11 protein-coding genes, 2 tRNA genes and 1 pseudogene are annotated in these 15,189 nt (G+C 64.9%); 10 read left to right on the forward strand and 4 right to left on the reverse strand.

What is annotated here, in order from left to right; translation table 11 throughout:
- Positions 1–417 precede the first annotated feature (417 nt).
- The 7 genes from BN996_RS09000 to BN996_RS09030 are packed head-to-tail and all read left to right on the forward strand — an operon-like array spanning position 418 to position 9,118.
- Entirely contained in the window at positions 418–3,672 is a 3,255-nt protein-coding gene (locus BN996_RS09000) for a type II/IV secretion system ATPase subunit (RefSeq protein WP_089778381.1), read from the forward strand.
- Positions 3,673–5,715, forward strand: coding sequence for a type II secretion system F family protein (locus BN996_RS09005; RefSeq protein ID WP_089778383.1), 2,043 nt, complete (start codon positions 3,673–3,675; stop codon positions 5,713–5,715).
- Entirely contained in the window at positions 5,712–6,209 is a 498-nt protein-coding gene (locus tag BN996_RS09010; RefSeq protein ID WP_042666669.1) for a DUF7287 family protein, read from the forward strand. Before BN996_RS09005 ends, BN996_RS09010 begins: the two co-directional genes overlap by 4 nt.
- The gene (locus BN996_RS09015; RefSeq protein WP_042666670.1) at positions 6,203–6,838 is read left to right on the forward strand and encodes a DUF7288 family protein; all 636 of its coding nucleotides are present in this window, start codon (positions 6,203–6,205) and stop codon (positions 6,836–6,838) included. Before BN996_RS09010 ends, BN996_RS09015 begins: the two co-directional genes overlap by 7 nt.
- Positions 6,826–7,842 carry a DUF7261 family protein gene (locus tag BN996_RS09020; RefSeq protein WP_089778385.1) on the forward strand — a complete coding sequence of 339 codons (1,017 nt, stop codon included), beginning with the start codon at positions 6,826–6,828 and terminating at the stop codon, positions 7,840–7,842. The genes BN996_RS09015 and BN996_RS09020 overlap by 13 nt, the downstream gene beginning before the upstream one ends.
- Positions 7,839–8,351 (forward strand): DUF7266 family protein, encoded by a 513-nt coding sequence (locus BN996_RS09025; protein WP_089778387.1) that lies wholly within the window; start codon positions 7,839–7,841, stop codon positions 8,349–8,351. The genes BN996_RS09020 and BN996_RS09025 overlap by 4 nt, the downstream gene beginning before the upstream one ends.
- Positions 8,348–9,118, forward strand: a complete 771-nt coding sequence (locus BN996_RS09030; protein ID WP_089778390.1) for a DUF7289 family protein — start codon at positions 8,348–8,350, stop codon at positions 9,116–9,118. Before BN996_RS09025 ends, BN996_RS09030 begins: the two co-directional genes overlap by 4 nt.
- A gap of 58 nt (positions 9,119–9,176) precedes the next feature.
- Here the strand turns inward: BN996_RS09030 and BN996_RS09035 are convergent, their stop codons facing one another.
- The 3 genes from BN996_RS09035 to BN996_RS09045 form a co-directional block, all read right to left on the reverse strand.
- Positions 9,177–10,691, reverse strand: a complete 1,515-nt coding sequence (locus BN996_RS09035; RefSeq protein WP_042666674.1) for a DUF7289 family protein — start codon at positions 10,689–10,691, stop codon at positions 9,177–9,179.
- A 539-nt stretch (positions 10,692–11,230) separates the two neighbouring features.
- Positions 11,231–12,367 (reverse strand): phospholipase D family protein, encoded by a 1,137-nt coding sequence (locus BN996_RS09040; RefSeq protein ID WP_089778392.1) that lies wholly within the window; start codon positions 12,365–12,367, stop codon positions 11,231–11,233.
- 294 nt (positions 12,368–12,661) lie between these two features.
- Positions 12,662–12,733 (reverse strand) — tRNA-Ala (locus BN996_RS09045).
- 520 nt (positions 12,734–13,253) lie between these two features.
- On the opposite strand from BN996_RS09045, the gene BN996_RS09050 reads away from it, so the two are divergent.
- Positions 13,254–13,472 carry a DUF8149 family protein gene (locus BN996_RS09050; RefSeq protein WP_089778394.1) on the forward strand — a complete coding sequence of 73 codons (219 nt, stop codon included), beginning with the start codon at positions 13,254–13,256 and terminating at the stop codon, positions 13,470–13,472.
- Between the two features lie 375 nt (positions 13,473–13,847).
- Here the strand turns inward: BN996_RS09050 and BN996_RS09055 are convergent.
- Positions 13,848–13,919: transfer RNA gene (locus BN996_RS09055), tRNA-Ala, on the reverse strand.
- 233 nt (positions 13,920–14,152) lie between these two features.
- On the opposite strand from BN996_RS09055, the gene BN996_RS09060 reads away from it, so the two are divergent.
- Both BN996_RS09060 and BN996_RS09065 read left to right on the forward strand, forming a co-directional pair.
- Positions 14,153–14,620, forward strand: coding sequence for a 30S ribosomal protein S15 (locus tag BN996_RS09060; RefSeq protein WP_042666676.1), 468 nt, complete (start codon positions 14,153–14,155; stop codon positions 14,618–14,620).
- Between the two features lie 4 nt (positions 14,621–14,624).
- Positions 14,625–15,189: pseudogene (locus tag BN996_RS09065) on the forward strand (exonuclease); the annotation flags it as partial.

Genomic DNA, 15,189 nt, shown 5'->3' on the forward strand with positions numbered 1-15,189 from the left:
CCGATAACGCACCGTGCGGGATTCGAATCAGAGAGCGAGCGTAGCGAGCGACCGAGGTTCGAATCCCGTCACGCCCGCCTCTCTCACTCGTTCGGCTGACGCGGCGTACATCGCAAGCGCTCCGCGTTCGCTCAATCCCGTCACGCCCGCCTCTCTCACTTCGTTCGCTCAGCGACCGTTCCCGAGTCCCACTCGTTTCACTCGCGGGACTCCCGTCACGCCCGCTCGGGCGCGTTGCTCCGTCACCCCGTCGTGAGCTCGGCTCGTGCGACGGTTAAGCGCCGATTTATCGGCCCGATACGCGGAGTGGATACGACGTTCTCATATAAATGGGTATAAAAATGGAACTTAAAAAGGTCTTAAATTGTGAGTTAATTGAGGAAAAGACTTTTCCATCGGCCCGAATACCCCGTCACAATGGCAACGGACGACGCCGACGGAGGGGATCAAAAGGCGTTAACGGGTGATGTAACGTCACCCGAGGAGAGCGACACCGCTCCGGAGCAGGCGTCGAACGCGCGCGTCGGGTCGTACACCTGGGCCGACTTTCTCGACGAATACGGAACTGACGGCGATGTGAGCGCGCTCTACGGCAACGACCCGCGGACGAAACGCGACGCGCACGGAACCTCCCGGTGGGAAGACGGCGAGCGGTCGGCCGCGACGCCGACCCGGACCGACTGGGACCGCGTCGACCTCGACCCCGAGGAGTACCTCGACTGTCACCCGGTCGACGTGGCGGACGTCGTCGGCGAGCGGGGCGCGCACGCGAGAGACATCTACAGGCAGTTCGAAGCCTTCTGCGACCCCGAGACCACGCCCGTCGTCAAGGACGTGTGGCTGTGGGAACACTACAAGCGCGAGTACTACTACGAGGACGACGGCTCCCGCCCGCGGGATTCGGCGGGGGAAATCGTCCCCTTCGACGGCGAGGAGGCGCTGGGCTTCGACCCCGACCACATCGAGAACGCGCTGGCGCGGGCCGGACAGCGCGGCAAGGAGCTCGACGCGGTCGTCGACGAGCGCACGGTCGACGTGGACCCCGAGTTCGACGAGGACGCGTTCTTCTCCAGCGTCGACGGCACGACCACGCTCGCGAACCGCTACGACCTCGAAAAGGCCGTCCCGATGGAGAAGAAGTCGCACTTCCGCGAAGTCGAGCGCTACTGGGTGAACAAGCCCTACGCGTTCGTCATCATCTTCCACTCCGTCAAGGAAAACGAGAAGAAGTACTACGTCATCGAACCGTACCTGAACCGCATCGAAGACGACCTGACGGACTTCCTGACGAACAAACTTCGGACCGCCATCAAGTACGGCGACGAGAGCGTCGTCGAGGGCGGCCGCGACAACCGCGGACGGGTCATCGAAGCCGAGACCTACGAACTGCTCTCGCGGTACGACCTCTACGACCCGCCGGCGTCCGCGACCGGCGAAAGCGACGACGGTTCGGCCGCTGACGGGGCGTCGGCTGCCTCTTCGGGCCTCGCCTCTCGACTCGGGCTGGGCGGTCTCTTCGGCGGCGGAAGTGGCTCGGCGGCCGACGCATCGACGACCGCCGCTCCCGCCGGGCGGTTCGGCGGACTCGGGACCCGTCTGGGGCTGGGTTCCGTCTTCGGCGGTCGGTCACGCGACGCCGACGAGGACGAGCCGCTCGGCGGCATCGACGGCATCGCCGTCCGGCCCGAACCGGCGGTCCTCGCCGACGACCCCAACGAACTGAACGACTACCAGGTGCGGAAGCTCCAGTACTACCTCCGCCGCGACTTCATCGGCTACGAGCGCATCGACGGCATCAAACACGACATCAACGTCGAGGACATCTCCTGCGACGGCTACAACTCGCCGGTGTTCGTCTACCACTCCGACTACGAGCAGATCATCTCGAACGTCTACCACGGCGAGGGCGAACTCGACGACTTCGTCGTGAAACTCGCCCAGCGCTCCGGGAAGGGCATCTCGAAGCGCCGCCCGCAGGTCGACGCGACGCTCCCCGACGGGTCGCGCGCGCAGCTCACCCTCGGCCGCGAGGTGTCGGACCACGGGACGAACTACACCATCCGCCAGTTCAAGGACGTCCCCTTCACGCCCATCGACCTCATCAACTGGTCGACGTTCTCGCTGGAGGAGATGGCGTTCCTCTGGCTCTGCATCGAAAACGACAAGAGCCTCATCTTCGCCGGTGGGACTGCGTCCGGGAAGACCACCTCGCTCAACGCCGTCTCGCTTTTCATCCCGTCGAACACGAAAATCGTCTCCATCGAGGACACCCGCGAGGTCGAACTCCCCCAGCGCAACTGGATTGCCTCCGTCACCCGCCCGTCGTTCGCGGACGACGACAAAGGCGACGTCGACGAGTTCGACCTGCTCGAAGCCGCGCTCCGCCAGCGCCCCGACTACATCGTGATGGGTGAGATTCGCGGCGAGGAGGGCCGGACGCTGTTCCAGGTCATGTCCACCGGCCACACCACGTACACGACGTTCCACGCCGACTCGGTCGGCGAGGTGCTCAAGCGGTTTACGACCGCGCCCATCAACGTCTCGAAGACGATGTTCACCGCCCTCGACCTCGTGTCCATCCAGACCTCAACGCGGGTCGGCGGCAACAAGGTGCGCCGGAACAAGTCGCTCACCGAAATCAACCACTACGACCCCGAGAACGACGAGATTAACGTCCAAGACATCTACCAGTGGCAGGCCGAGACCGACGAGTTCCTCCAGATGGGCTCGTCGAACACGCTCGAAGACATCAAGTTCGACCGCGGCTGGAACCACGAGACGCTCGAACTGGAGATTTTCAAGCGGCAGGTCATCCTCGCGTACCTCATCGACCGCGGGCTCAACACCTACACGCAGGTCGCGGCGACGTTCCAGGCGTTCATCAACGACCAGGACACCATCCTCGGGCTGATGGCGACCGACGACCTCGAACGGAGCCTCGAAGACCTCCGGGAGATGGAGTCTGTCCACATCAACATCGACCCCGAGAGCGAGGCGATGGTCCCCCGGCCGGACCCGCCCGAACACGTCCGGAAGCTGGCGCAGGACATCCTCCGTCGAGCCGAAGACGAGCTGTTCCCCGACTACCGGGGGCGCGACGTCGGCGAGGTCGCGGATGCGCTCAACCACATGCGCGATGCAACGGACGTGGAGGCGACGCCCGGCGAGCGGGACGAACTCGACTCGCTCGAAGCGTCGAGCCGCGACCCCGAACTCGACGAGGGACGCGACCGGTCCGAACTGGACGCGGGCGACGAGACCCCCGAAATCGAGGGCGACCGCGGCCCCTCCTCGCTCGACGGCGAGGACGAGACGCCGGCGCTGGAATCGGGGCGCGACGCGGACGACGAACCGGACGGCTTCGGAGACGACGACGGGCCGTTCGGTTTCGACGACGCCCCCTCGTTGTCCGACCCCAACGACGACGCCGACCTCGACGACTTCTTCGGCGCGTTCGGTATCGACGGGGGGTCGGGGTCGGCTTCGGGGCCGGCCGCCGACCCGGACGACGGGGCGAACCCGGGCGGGCACGGAGACCACGAAGCGGACTCAGACGACGAGGGCGACCGCGGAGACGAGACGTGGGGCGGCTTCGAGGCGGCCGAGGCCGACGACCCGCCGGACGCCGACGACGCGGACGCGCGCGGTTCGGACTCCGGTGAGGGGGAGTAGATGAGCAACCTCGATTCGAACGGCTCGGGCGGGCTCGACCGCAGCACCGACACCCTCGGCGACGCCTTCTACCCGCTGTTTCAGTTCATCTTCGACACGGACGGGGAGTTCGTCGCCGACGTCGAAGAGAAGCTCCAGCAGGCCCGGATGCCCGACACCGTCGAACTCTACCTCTCGCGGGCGCTCGCGGTCGGCGTCCTCGTCGGCCTCGTGCTGTGGCTCGTCGGGATGGTCGTCGGCTACGGCGTCTTCGCGCTCGGACTCGTCTCGGCCGACTCGCTGAGCCTCGGGATTCCGGTCGGGAGCGAGGCCACGGCGGCCACGCTCCGGTCGCTCGCGATGCCCGCGGCCGTCGTCCTCTCGGGGCTGGTCTTCGGGTCCCTCGGCTTCGCCGGCGGGTTCGGGACGCTCGTCGCCATCCCGTACTCGACGGCGTCCGCCCGCAAGCGCGAGATAAACATGCTCCTGACGGACTCCGTCTCGTTCATGTACGCCCTCTCCGTGGGCGGACTGAACCAACTGGAGATACTGGAGGCGATGGCCCGCGCCGAAGACACCTACGGCGAGGTCTCCCGGGAGTTCCAGAGCATCGTTCAGGAGACGGAGTACTTCGGCACCGACTACCGCAACGCCATCCGCCAGCAGGCGATTTTGACCCCCTCCGACGAGCTCTCGCAGTTCCTGACGGACATGCTCTCTATCGTCAACTCCGGCGGCGACATGCAGGGCTTCCTCGACGACAAGAAGGACAAGCACCTCCGGACCGCGAAACAACAGCAGGAACAGACGCTGGAGACGATGGAGCTGTTCGGCGAGATGTACATGACGCTGTCGCTGTTCCCGCTGCTTCTCATCATCATCCTCGTCATCATGAGCATGCTCGGGGAGGCCCAGTCGAGCCTGCTGTACGCGACCGTCTACGGGCTCATCCCGCTGACCGGGGTCGGCTTCCTCGTGCTCGTCTCGACGGTCAAACAGGACGAAATCGGCGACGGCTTCCTCAGCCCCGACGACGAGAGCGACCGCCTGCAGGGCCAACAGCGAGAGGGCCTCATCCACATGGGGCTCATCGAGAGCTACGTCGGCGAGTTCAGCCTCTTTTCGCGCATCAAGTCTCGCGAGGGGACGTTCAAGACGAAAGAGCTCCTGCGCCGGCCGCACCTGTTTTTCAAACAGCATCCGCTTTTCACCCTCGCGCTGACGGTGCCCGCGGCGCTCGCGCTCCTCGCCGTCGCCGTCGTCGGCGGGGCCGCTCCGACGACGTGGGACGGGATGATAGCGAACCCCGTCTGGGGGACGTTCATCTGGTTTTACGTTCCGGTCTACCTCGTCGCGGTGCCGCTGACCGTCTTCCACGAGTGGAACGTCCACTCGCGGTCGGCCATCACCGGAAAGCTCTCCGACAACCTCCGCAAGCTATCGAGCGCGAACGACACCGGTCAGACGCTCCTCGAATCGGTCAAAACCGTCTCCGACACCTCCTCGGGGAAGCTCGCCGACGAGTTCGAGGTGATGCACGCGAAGGTCCACTACGGGATGAGCCTCAAGGAGGCGCTCGTCGAGTTCAACAACAAGTACCACATCCCGCGGCTCGCCCGGACGGTCAAGCTCATCACGAAGGCCCAGGAGGCGTCGAGCCAGATAACCGAGGTGCTGACGACGGCCGCGCAGGCCTCCGAGAACCAAGACGACATCGAGCGCGAGCGCATCTCGCGGACCCGGATGCAGGTCGCCATCATCCTCATGACGTACGTGACGCTGCTCGCGGTGATGGCCATCCTGAAGACGCAGTTCCTCGACGTGATGGCCGGGCTCTCGTCGCAGGCGTCGAGTTCGGGCGGCGCGACGACCGGCGGACCGAGCTTCGGCGGCGGCATCGACCCCGACCTGCTGTCGCTTCTGTTCTTCCACGGCGTCACCATTCAGGCGATGCTGTCGGGATTCATCAGCGGCTACATCCGCAACGCGGACCTCCTCTCGGGGGTCAAGTTCGTCGTCATCCTCCAGACGCTCTCGCTCGCGGTGTGGATGGTGGTCGGATGACTCGGCCCCGCCGCCGCGGCGACGGTCGCCGCGAGACGGGCGGCCGGAGCGCCCGCGCCCAGACGACCATCGACTTCGCCGTCGGCGTCGGCATCTTCCTCCTCGCGGTCGCGTGGGTCGTCGGCACCATCCCGCAGATTCTCGACCCCTTCGAGGCCGAACAGGACCGCCCGCTGGTCGCCAACCGCGCCGCCGACTCGCTCACCCAGCGCCTGCTCGTCGACGACGAGAACCCCGACGTGCTCGACGCGGCCTGCACCGAGGCGTTCTTCGACGGGAACCCGCCGCCCGGCGACTGCGACTACGGGAACGCCGACCCCAACGCCGCGACCGGTATCGGCGCGTCGTACGGGCTCAACGTCACGCTCTCGCGGGGCGGGAGCGTCGTCGAGACGACCGGCGAGCCGGTCCCGACCACCCGGAGCGTCGTCACCGCGCGGCGGGCCGTCCTGCTCGACGGCGACCTCCACGAACTCGCGGTGAGGGTGTGGTGACCGTGTCTCGCGCACAGGCCCACGCGCTCGAAGCCATCGTCGCCGCGATGGTGCTCCTCGCCAGCGTCACGTTCGCGCTGCAGGTGACCGCGGTGACGCCCCTGACCGCGAGCACGTCGAGCCAACACATCGAAAACCAGCAGGCCGCCGTCGCCGACGGCGTCCTGACGGCGGCAGCCGAGACCGGCGCACTGAAGCGAACGGTCCTGTTCACGCACCCCGAAAACGGGAGTTTCTACGGCATCGACGCGCGCGGCTACTACGTCGACGGCGGGCCGCCGACCGCCTTCGGGGCGATGCTCAACGAGTCCTTTTTGGACCGCGGCATCGCGTTCAACGTCTACCTGCACTACCTGCGCGACCGGGAGGTCAGACGGACGACCCGCCTCGTGTACATGGGCGAGCCGAGCGACCACGCCGTCTCGCGGACCCGGCTCGTGACGCTCACGGACGACGACGCGCTGACCGAACCGGGAACCTCGCCGGGCGGCGAGCCTCGCGCGGTCGAGACGCCGAAGACGCTCGAATCGGTCGACGCCGCGGCCGACGAGGAGTACTTCGTTCAGGACGGGAGCGCGGGGCCGCTGTACGGCGTCGTCGACGTGGAGGTGGTCGTATGGCGGATGTGACCGACGCGTTCGAGCGCGCGAGCGATGCAGTTGGAGAGGCGAGCGAGGCGGACGGCCCGAGGCGGTTCGGCGGCGACGACCGCGGCCAGCTGATGCTCGTCGCCGCGCTCGCAATCGCGGTGCTCCTCGTCGGCCTCGCGCTGACGCTCAACACCGCGATTTACACGGAGAACCTCGCCACGCGCACGACCGACACGAACCTCGACGGGGCGGTCACCCACGGCGGCGCGGTCGAGGCGGGCGCGGGGGCGGTCCTCGACGAGACTAACCGCGAGGGCGGAACGTACGGCGAACTCAACGACTCGTTCGGCGAGGCGTTCGGCAACTGGAGCGACGCGGCCGCGACGCTCGCCGCGGTCAGAGGGGCCGCGACGGACGCCTCGCACGTCGACCGCGTCCGAGGCACGCGAATCTCCCAGACCGACGCGGCGCGGAACTTCACGGACAGGAACGAGACGACCGACTGGACGCTCGCGAGCGACGTCGGCGTCCGGGGCGTCCGATTCAACGTCTCGCGCGACTCGCTCGCAACGAGCAGCGGGTCGGCGTTCGAACTCGTCGTCGACGACGGGACCGACGCCGTCGAGACCGAAATCTACCAAAATACGACGCAGGGGCGCGTCTTCGTGACCGTCGAGGACGCCGGCGGGACCCGGACGACCTGTAGCGTCGCGGCCGATGCCGGCGACTACGTCACCGTCGACGTCGCCGACGGCCGGCTCAACGGGACCGCTTGCGACCCGCTCGACGCGGTTCACACCGACCTCGACGGCGCGGCCACCGTTTCGTACCGGAACGCGGGGGCCGCCGAGGGCTCCTACGAACTGTACGTAGACGAGACGAACGCCACGGTCTTCGACGCGACGAAGTACGCGTCCGCCGGAAGCGGGTCGTCACCGGTCGCACAGGAGGCGCTGTACGCCGTCACCGTCTCGTACGTCTACGAGTCGGGCGAGACGTACGTCTACCGAGAGCTTCGGGTCGCGCCGGGTGAGATTGCGTGACGCCGCCGACGTCCCCGACCGACCGGGGTGGCCGCGGTCGGTGCGAGGAGCGCGCGGGCCGCTCTCGGTCCCGCTCGACCGACCGCGCCGTCTCGACGGCGCTCGGCTACGTGCTCACACTCACCATCACGGTCGTCCTCATCTCTGGGCTGCTGGTCGCCGCCGGCGGGTTCGTCTCCGACGAGCGCGAGCGGGTGACGGAGACGGAACTCGACGTCATCGGGAACCGGCTCGCGGCCGGCATCGAGTCGGTCGACCGAATCGGGGCCGCCCCCGGCGAGTCGCGGGTCGAGGCGACGGTTCGACTGCCGCCGAGGGTCGCCGGCACGACCTACACCATCGAGGTGCTGTCGGCGTCGAACGAACTCGTGCTCACCTCGACCGACCCCGAGGTGGTGGTCCGCGTGCCGGTCAAGACCGAGACCTCGCTGGCCGCGAGCAGACTCGACGGCGGCGACGTGACCATCACCTACGACTCGGCATCGGGGACGCTGGAGGTGGTGTCATGAGCGACCGCGCCGTGAGCGACACGCTCGGGTTCGTGTTCGTCTTCGCCATCGTCCTCTCGATGGTCGGTCTCGTCACGGCCGTCGGGATGACCGGCCTCCAAGACGCCCGCGACGTCGAGCGCGTCAACAACGCCGAGCGCGCGCTGGACATCCTCGGCGACAACATGGAGGACATCGCGAACCGCGGCGCGCCGAGTCGGGCGACCGAGGTGAAACTCCAGGACGCCAGCCTGACGCTCGGTCGCCCCGTCGAGTTCGTCGTCTCCGGAGAGCGGTCGGGGGACCCGTCGGTCAACTTCACCAACACCTACGAGGTCTCTCCGGTCGTCTACGAGAGCGATTCCAGCGACGAGCGAGTCGTCTACGCGTTCGACGCGCTCTTCCGGACGCGGGGCGACAGCGGGACGTTCGTCCGCCGGCCGTCGCTGGTGCTCACCGACGAGCGGGTGTTGATTCCGGCGTTCGTGACGCGGCCCGACGAGGAGGCGACGACCTCCGTCGGCGGGTCGGGGACGTTCCTCATCCGCGCCGACAAGGCCGCCAGCGACGTGTTGGCCGCGCGGACCGACGGGCCGTACGACGTGAACTTGACCGTTCGCTCCCCCCGTGCGGCGCTCTGGGAACGGGAGCTATCGAGCCGCCCCGACGTGGACTGCGGCGACGTGGTCGAGCCGCCGGACGCCTACCCGAGCGTCTCGTGTCACGTCAACGGGACGGCGCGCGTCCACGTCGTCTCGACGTCGGTCGACATGACGTTCGCCGACTGAGCCGAAACCGGCACCGGCACCGACCGTGACCGTCGGGTCGGCGGGCGGGCGGACCCGCTCACTCGACGTCGACTTCGACCTCGTTTTCCGTGACGTGCAAGAAGGTGATGAACTGGCCGCCCTCGGCTTGGTCGTAGTCGAGTTCGCCGCGGGACCCGGACTCGTCGACGCTCTGGCTGTTGCCCGGTCCGTCCGTGACTGTCAGTTCGAACTGCGGCGCGGCGAGCGAGAAGTAGTGGTTGACGACGAACTCCATCGAGGCGGTGTCGCCTGCGGCCTTCGAGAACGTCTGGCCGCTGTCCGCGGCGTGCTCGTCGAAGGTGACGCTGTCGTAGGCCTCGCCGTCGACGATTTCGGGGGCGAACTGCCACTTGTTCTGGTTGCCGAAGCCCTTGTCCGACTGGATGTCGCCGTAGGTCATCGTCTCCGAACTCGTGAAGTCGACGGTGAGTTCGGGGTTGCTCAGCGAGCAGTCGATGCTCACCGCGTCGCTCGTGTCCGGGTCGAGGTCGGTGGCCTGCCACCCGTGGTATCTGCCGTCTTCGGTCGCGTAGTAGAGCGTCAGGTCGAACGTGCCGTCGTAGCTATCGCCGCTACACTTGTCGTCGGCCTGCACGTGGAGTTCGAGGTCGCGCTGGTCGCCGTCGTAGTACATCCCCCACTCCATGTTCTGGAGGTGCTGGTCGTTCGAGAGCGTGAGGGTGAACGTCGAGACGTTGTGGTTCCCGGCCATCCCGCGCACGTCGACCGAGGTGCCCTCGTTCGGCATCTGGAACTCGCCGACGAGGCCGAGCGTCTCCAGTTTCACGCTCGCGGTTTGGTTGGCGTCGTCGACCGTCACGGTGCCCTCGCTCCGCGACTCGAAGAACGACGCCCAGCCGCGGTAGTGGTCGCTGTGGACCGTCACGACGATTGTCCCGTTACTGACCGGGTTGTCGTAGCTGGCCGTCGGTAGCTCGTCGTAGTACGCCGTCTCGTTCGGATAGATGCGATGGGCGCGTTCGGTCGCCGCGACCCTCGCGGAGACGTCGCCCGACGACGACCCGTCGCCGGCGACGCGGACGACCGGAAGCGTCAGCGTCGCACCGCGGTAGTGGAACTCCGGCGGCGAGACCATCGTCGTGCCGCCGTCCTGCGTGCGCCAGACGCCGCCGCCCTCGTAGGCGATGCGGGCGTCGCCGTTGCGGTACTCGACGCTCCCGAGCGATTCGTTGTAGAGCTCTTGGTCGTCGCCGGCGTCGGTGTAGTTCTTGTGCGTGATGCTCAGCCAGCCGCTGTCGTCGTCGACGACGTAGGCACCGCCGCCGGTGCCGCTGAGGTCGACGTACTGCGTTTCGCCCTCGCCGAGCGCGGAGATGGCGACCCGCGAGTCGAAAAGCGTCATCGAGTGCTCGGCGCGCGTCAGTTGGGACGCCTGTTTCGTCTCGTCGAGGGCGACGCCGCCGAGGGCGACGACGGCGGTCGTTCCCGCGACCGTGATTGCTAACAGGAGTACCACCGCGATCGGCGAGGTCTGCGCCGTCCGGTCTCTGACGACGCGATAGACCAGTGGGACTCGGGGGCGACCGCTCATTACCTGACTGAAGGAGATGCGGGGTGAAAACCTCGCGGGGTACCTGACAGTCCGGTAAGTAGAATCGTTCGAGAGGCGTGTTCACGAATGCTATTAAGGTGGTCTTGGAGGAGGCGAGGCCGGGTTCGTTGGCGGCAGAACCCGGACGGGGAAATTAGCAAATCGGAGATCTGATCGGTGCTCTCAAACCAAAGGCAGAGTACAGACTCACTCACCGTAACTCACCGACCACATTGAGGCTTTTGAGGACTAACTACTGGAAATGGAAACTCAAAGGCTCTGAGCCGTAGTGTAACGTCCGTTCTTGCTGGCAGTAGTATCCCCACACAACCGCTGAGAGCAAACTGAGGGTGTGTTGATTCTCTTTGATAGCGGGCTGAGAATACTAGTACAAATATCCACGTCACTCCCACAAATCTCGACAACCAACTCCTCCGCAGAGGTTGGCCTGTCTCGTACAGATACTTTAGAAGAGTCACTTGACCACGTGGCATGCCAATCCGATAGAGTGCTTATTTGATCCTTTGAGTTGTGTCTGACTAACCCAATGAATCACTCTTGTTGTATGTCTCTTCCAATATCTGCTTACGATATATCTCATCGACTGCCATCCGATACACTAGCGGTTCGTGGTACTTCTGATATGGCGAACCGGACGCCCGATCTAATTCATCAGAGATTGCATTCATCCAACCACGGCGAAATGACCGGTCCAGCATTCGCTTGGGGTAGCCACTATACTCGACCCAATGTGGAGTTTTGTCTGCACTTTCTCCGGAGAGTGCCTTGAAGGCCATATACTCGTCAGCTGTCTCAATGAGTTTCTCTACGTTCTCCGTGTCATCCTCGATGATGAAACCTGCCGCGGGCTCATTCGCCGGAAACGCGCCTAACACGTATCGGTTGTTAATAGACACCGCGATGCGGTCTCCCCGGGTAATGGAAGTTACCAAGCGTGAGTCTTCGTTTTCGAGTTCCCAAGTGAAAATCACGTCGGCAAGCAGGTCGAAGAAAGATTCTGCCCACTCTTGACTCGGTGCCAACTCAAGGATATTCACCAGCGCCTCTCGTGCATCATCATCATCCGGCTCAGGCCCTACTGATTGGGACTCGTCCATTACAAAGCTGGCATTGACTCTCGGCGCGTCAGACGAGACCGAGGCTGTAGTTCTCAAGCGTGTCGTCGGCAGTGCAGATAGAGAGTGGAGATATTTTTGAAGTTCGTCAATGTTGACCGCGGAACTTTCAGACCAAAGGCGAAGAAACCAATCTTGCAACTCTTCAATCACATTCTGATCCTCAAATTGGATGCCCATCTCAGTCCGCCCAGTCACGCCTTTCTCCGTCAGATTTGCAGACCCGACGACAGCAGAGCTATCAGAGAGTATCACTTTGGCGTGAACATCCGGAAAATGGTGAATTCGCTCTTGATTCGTTTCTACGAGTTCTTGTATTTCCTGCCGGGAACTGCCTCCAAATGTCCCTACCCACGCTTCTACATCGGTGATAATTCTCCACTCGCCTGTGTCAGAAAGGATAGTTCTCAGATAGCTTGGGCTAATATACGGACACACCAACCATACGGTGTCTGAGTTGGCAGTCTCTCGAATGGCCTTGTCGAACGGAGATTCCCCTCGGTCGTAACTCCCCTTCGGATGATATATCAGTTGAGCCATACCCTGAGACTAGTTGGTAATCAGACAAAAAGCCACAGGTAGAATGACTTCGGCGTAATGTGGTCTGCACGCGCTCATAATCTCTTCCGCTAACGGTTGCACTCGGCAATATCGACAAAGGGCCACAGTTCTCCGCCAAGTGGACACAGCGGCGTTCGGAGAATGGACTCGCCGGGATTTGAACTCACTCGCAAATCGAAGATTTGCTCGCTGCTCAAATCCCGTCTCGAACAGGACGAATTTACTCTGGCTTCGCGACTCGCTCCGCTCGTCGGAAGTCCAGAGAGAAATTAGTGGACTCGCCGGGATTTGAACCCGGGGCCTCTCCCATGCCAAGGGAGTGATCTACCCCTGATCTACGAGCCCTCAAACGCAATCATTCATTCCCCGGTCGAATAAATAAGGGCTTCGAATCGTTCGACGGCCGTGGGGCGGTCGCGTGGGAGGCGGTCGACCGCCGTTCCGATTCGCTGAGAGTTCATTCCTCGTCAGTCGCTCGGTTCGGGTCGGTGAAGACGACCAACGTCCCACCGTCGGTCGCGCGGCGTTCGACGTCGCCGGTGGCTCGGTCACCTGCTCCTGTGTCGTCGTGTTCGCCTCAGAAACCAGACCCGCACCGTCTCCGATGCATCCGGCAGTCGCCACATCTATTGTCTGCGTATATACATGAACGGCAGACTATCTCGGAAGACGTGAGCTAGTACGTGATTGTCCCGAAAACGGCCAACACGGCGGGGTTCTCAAACGGGCGTCGGGGCGTGGGACGAACAGCGACGCTGGAACGCGACGGCGACGACGTGCAGCGAATCGGGGTGGAGCACCGCGGATTCGATGCCGCCGGCGACGAACCGACTCGCTTTTTCCGTCGCTGGCGAAACGACCCGGTATGACCGACGACGACGCTCCCGAAGTTCCGGTGGTGTGTGAGGCCTGCGACACGACCACTCGCGTTCCGCTCTCGGAGGTCGCGGACGCCATCGAGCGACACAACGAACAGGTCCACGACGGCGACGACATCGCGCAGGTCGACCCCGAAATCGTCAAGCACGTCACCGACCTCGCGGCGAAGGACATGAGCGTGTTCGAAGACGAAGACGAGGCGTGAGTTCGCGGCGAAACACCGAGCCGTAGCATCGGCTCGCCATTTTTTCACTTCGTTCAGAAATGGACTCGCCGGGAGTCCCGCGAGCAGAGCGAGACGGCATCGCCGTCTCGTATGCCATGCGGGCGACTCACGGGTCGCCCGCAGACGAAGTGAGTGGACTCGCCGGGATTTGAACTCACTCGCAAATCGAAGATTTGCTCGCTGCTCAAGTCCCGTCTCGAACAGGACTAATCTACTCTGGCTTCGCGACTCGCTCCGCTCGTCGGAAGTCCAGAGAGAAATTAGTGGACTCGCCGGGAGTCCCGCGAGCGCAGCGAGTGGGACGTCGGCGAGTCCACGAACAACTGACGGAGCGAAGCGACGGAAGAAAGTGAGTGGACTCGCCGGGATTTGAACCCGGGGCCTCTCCCATGCCAAGGGAGTGATCTACCACTGATCTACGAGCCCGCACCCTCCGATAGCCGTCGCCCGTTTAGAAGCCCTTCGATTCCGACCGGGACGAGGCGGGGCCGAGTCGAAACGGTTTAACCCGGCGCGTGTGGACACTTCGATGGGAATCCAGCACGGCCGCAAATCTGACTTCGCCCGTTTGGGCTTGGGATTGCGGTAGTGCCCCGGCAGTCGGTGATACGACTGCGGGGTACTCGTTTCTGCGGTCAGTGCGGTTCCAACCCGCAACAATGGCACGAATGCACACCCGCCGCCGTGGCTCGTCCAGCTCGGACAAGCCGGTGGCAGACGAAGCACCGGAGTGGAGCGACGTCGACGCGGCTGACATCGAAGCCCGCGTCGTCGAACTTGCAGAACAGGGCAAGGACCCGAGCCAGATCGGCCTGTCCCTGCGCGACGAAGGCGTCAAGGGCGTTCCCGTCCCCGACGTCAAGCTCGCCACGGGCAAGAAGGTCACTGCCATCCTTGAGGAGAACGACGCCGCAGGCGACCTCCCCGAGGACCTCCGCAACCTCATGGAGCGCGCCATCCGCCTCCGCGAGCACATGGAGGAGAACCAGCAGGACAAGTCCAACCGTCGCGCGCTCCAGAACACGGAGTCGAAGATTCGCCGCCTCGTCTCGTACTACCGCGGCGACAAGCTCGACGACGACTTCACCTACAGCTACGACGTCGCTGTCGAACTCCTCGAAGAGTAACTGAATGTCCGTGAGCCCCGCCGAACAGACACCCGCCGCCGACGCCGCCGCGACCCTGCGCGAGGCGACGTTCGTTCGTCTCCGCGTCCACGGGAGCGGTGCCGCCGTCGCAGCCGCGGGTGTCGTCGGACGGGCGCTCAGGACACTCGACGTCCCCTTCCGCATCCGCGCGACCGACGCCCCGGACACTGTCGCAAACGACGACGTTGTGGCGGCCATCGGGCTGTCGGACGCCGGTGCGGACCTCGAACTCGACCCGAACGACGCCGTCTCGGTCGTCCGCGAACTCGGTGTCGACCCCGACCCGGCGGTCGCGCTGGCCGGCTTCCACGCCGCCGGCGAGACGCCGGACGACGACACCGAACTCGCTGACGCCGCGGGCGTCGAAGCCGGACCCGGCGTGGCCGTCCCCACGGGCGACCTCGCAGACGGGCTGGCGCACTCGACGCTCGTCCACGCGCCGTTTTCGGCCGACAGGGAGCGCGCGCAGGCGACGCTCGCCGAACTGTCGCTCCCGGCCGAACTCGACGCGGACGCTCGCAGGCGCGTCGCGTCCCTCGTCGCCATCG

Origin of the sequence: Haloferax massiliensis, from assembly GCF_001368915.1 — an archaeon.
Taxonomy (GTDB): Archaea; Halobacteriota; Halobacteria; order Halobacteriales; family Haloferacaceae; genus Haloferax; species Haloferax massiliensis.